This window comes from Pseudomonas sp., assembly GCF_033723075.1.
Taxonomy (GTDB): Bacteria; Pseudomonadota; Gammaproteobacteria; order Pseudomonadales; family Pseudomonadaceae; genus Aquipseudomonas.
In genome coordinates, this window is sequence record NZ_JAWVXU010000053.1 from 1 (window position 1) to 3,422 (window position 3,422).

Here is a 3,422-nt window from a genome sequence, read left to right on the forward strand (position 1 = left end):
CAGCACCAACGGCTGGCCGAGCGTCAACACCGACCTGATGGGCATTCTCGGCAAGGTCGGCGGGCAGATGATGCCGCCGGGGTTCTACTACAAGACCTTCATGTACCCGCAGAACCTCTGGCTGACCTACGAGAAGTACATTCGCAAGGCCGCAGGGTTGGGCCGTGCACCGAAAGAAAACGACCCGGACAGCTACGACTACATGAACCAGCACTGCGATGTGCTGGTGGTCGGTGGCGGCGCCGCCGGTCTGGCCGCCGCATTGGCCGCCGGGCGTAGCGGCGCGCGGGTGATCCTCGCCGACGAGCAGGAAGAGTTCGGCGGCAGCCTGCTCAGCACCCGCGAGACCCTCGACGGCAAGCCGGCCAGCGACTGGGTGGCCAAGGCCATCGCCGAACTGGAAACAATGGCGGAAGTCACCCTGCTGCCGCGTGCCACGGTGAACGGCTACCACGACCACAACTTCCTCACCATTCACCAGCGTCTCACCGATCACCTCGGCGAAGTCGCCCCGCTCGGCCAGGTGCGCCAGCGCATGCACCGCGTGCGCGCCAAGCGTGTGGTCCTGGCCACCGGCGCCCACGAGCGGCCGCTGGTGTATGCCAACAACGACGTGCCGGGCAACATGCTCGCCGATGCGGTGTCCACCTATGTGCGCCGCTACGGCGTGGCGCCGGGCCGCCAACTGGTGCTGTCAACCACCAACGACTATGCCTACCGCGTGGTCCTCGACTGGCTCGACGCCGGTCAGCAAGTGGTCGCGGTCGCCGATGCACGGAGCAATCCGCGCGGCGCCTGGGTTGAAGAAGTGCGCAAGCGCGGCGTGCGCATCCTCACCGGCAGTGCGGTGGTCGAGGCGCGCGGCAGCAAGCGGGTCAACGCGGCGCGGATCTGCGCCATCGACCTGAAAAATCACAAGGTCGTCAGCCCCGGCGAAGTGCTCGACTGCGACCTGATCGTCAGCTCCGGCGGCTACAGCCCTGTGGTGCACCTGGCCTCGCACCTCGGTGGCAAGCCGACCTGGCAGGAAGACATCCTCGCCTTCGTCCCCGGCGAAGGCCTGCAGAAGCGCCTGTGCGCCGGTGCAGTGAACGGCATCTTCGCCCTCGGTGACAGCCTGGCAGACGGTTTCGAGGCTGGCGCGACAGCCGCGGCCGAAGCCGGCTTCAAGCAGGTCACCTGCGGCCTGCCGAAGGTCGAGCAGCGCCATGAGGAGCCGTCCATTGCGCTGTTCCAGGTGCCCCACGACAAGCCTACGGCGCGTGCGCCCAAGCAGTTCGTCGACCTGCAGAACGACGTCACCGCGGCCGGCATCGAGCTGGCCACCCGCGAGGGCTTCGAGTCGGTCGAGCACGTCAAGCGCTACACCGCGCTGGGCTTCGGCACCGATCAGGGCAAGCTGGGCAACATCAACGGTCTGGCCATCGCCGCCCGTTCGCTCGGCATCAGCATCCCGCAGATGGGCACCACCATGTTCCGCCCGAACTACACCCCGGTCACCTTCGGCGCCCTCGCCGGGCGCAACTGCGGGCCGCTGTTCGATGCCAAGCGCTACACCGCCATGCACGCCTGGCACCTGCAGAACGGCGCCGAGTTCGAGGACGTCGGCCAGTGGAAGCGTCCCTGGTACTTCCCGAAAAACGGTGAAGACCTGCACGCTGCCGTGGCCCGCGAGTGCCTGGCAGTGCGCAACGCGGTGGGCATCCTCGACGCCTCGACCCTGGGCAAGATCGATATCCAGGGTCCGGATGCGCGCGAGTTTCTCAACCGCGTCTACACCAATGCCTGGACCAAGCTGGACGTGGGCAAGGCCCGCTACGGCCTGATGTGCAAGGAAGACGGCATGGTCTTCGACGACGGCGTAACTGCCTGTCTGGCCGACAACCACTTCCTCATGACCACCACCACCGGCGGCGCCGCGCGGGTGCTGGAATGGCTGGAAATCTACCACCAGACCGAATGGCCGGAACTCAAGGTGTACTTCACCTCGGTCACCGACCACTGGGCGACCATGACCCTGTCCGGCCCCAACAGCCGCAAGCTGCTGGCCGAGGTCACCGACATCGACCTGGACAAGGACGCCTTCCCGTTCATGACCTGGAAGGAAGGTCAGGTTGGCGGCGTGCCGGCGCGGGTGTTCCGCATCTCCTTTACCGGTGAGCTGAGCTACGAAGTCAACATCCAGGCCGACTACGCCCTGGCAGTGTGGGAAAAGATCATCGCCGCCGGCAAGAAACACGGCCTGACCCCGTATGGCACCGAGACCATGCACGTGCTGCGCGCCGAGAAGGGTTTCATCATCGTCGGCCAGGACACCGACGGTTCGGTGACCCCGGACGATCTCGGCATGGGCTGGTGCGTCGGCCGGACCAAGCCGTTCTCCTGGATCGGCTGGCGCGGCATGAACCGCGAGGACTGCCTCAAGGCAGAACGCAAGCAACTGGTCGGCCTCAAGCCCGTGGACCCGAACAAGGTACTGCCGGAAGGCGCGCAATTGGTGTTCGACCCGAAACAGGCCATTCCGATGACCATGGTCGGCCACGTCACCTCCAGCTACATGAGTTCGGCGCTGAACTATTCGCTCGCCATGGCCCTGGTCAAGGGCGGCCTCAAGCGCATCGGCGAGCGGGTGTTCGCCCCGCTGGTGGATGGCAGCGTGATCGAAGCCGAAATCGTCAGTCCCGTGTTCTATGACCCGAAAGGGGATCGCCAGAATGTCTAACGTCAACGTTTACCAGCAACGCCCCGACGCCGGCCGTGCCGAGTCGCCACTGTTTCACGCCGGTCTCGACGAGCTGGCGCGCAAGGGCTCGCGGAGCAAGGGCGGCAAGCCAGGAGTCTGCCTGCGCGAAAAGAAACTGCTCGGTCACCTGACCCTGCGTGGCGACGCCGATGACAGCAACTTCGCCGGCGCCGTGCACAAGGCCCTCGGCCTGGAGCTGCCGGTGGCGCTGACCCTGGTGGCCAATGGCGACACTTCGCTGCAGTGGCTGGGCCCGGACGAATGGCTGTTGATAGTGCCGAGCGGCACCGAGTTCGCCGTCGAGCAGAAGCTGCGCGCCGAGCTGGAGGGTCAGCACGTTGCGGTGGTGAATGTCAGCGGCGGCCAGACCCTGGTCGAGCTGAGCGGGCCGAAAGTCCGCGAGATGCTGATGAAATCGAGCATCTACGACGTCCACCCGAGCAACTTCCCGGTGGGCAAAGCGGTCGGCACCATGTTCGCCAAGTCGCAACTGGTGATCCGCCACACCGGCGAGGACACCTGGGAACTGGTGGTTCGCCGCAGCTTCGCCGACTACATCTGGCTATGGCTGCAGGATGCCAGCGCCGAGTACGGGTTGGCGATCGAGGCCTGAACTGTAGGGTGGACGACGCTTTTTTCGTCCACCGGAGGACACCCAAGGTGGATGGGTGAAGCGTCA

At 65.7% G+C, this 3,422-nt stretch carries 2 protein-coding genes; both read left to right on the top strand.

Going from position 1 to position 3,422, the window contains the following annotated elements:
• Nucleotides 1-2,722, top strand: a 2,722-nt coding sequence (locus R3355_RS24210) for a sarcosine oxidase subunit alpha family protein (protein WP_318963682.1), incomplete at its 5' end; no start/stop codon positions are given.
• Nucleotides 2,715-3,356 carry a sarcosine oxidase subunit gamma gene (locus tag R3355_RS24215; protein ID WP_318963684.1) on the top strand — a complete coding sequence of 214 codons (642 nt, stop codon included), beginning with the start codon at nucleotides 2,715-2,717 and terminating at the stop codon, nucleotides 3,354-3,356. The genes R3355_RS24210 and R3355_RS24215, both read left to right, overlap by 8 nt.
• The last annotated feature ends 66 nt before the right edge of the window (nucleotides 3,357-3,422 follow it).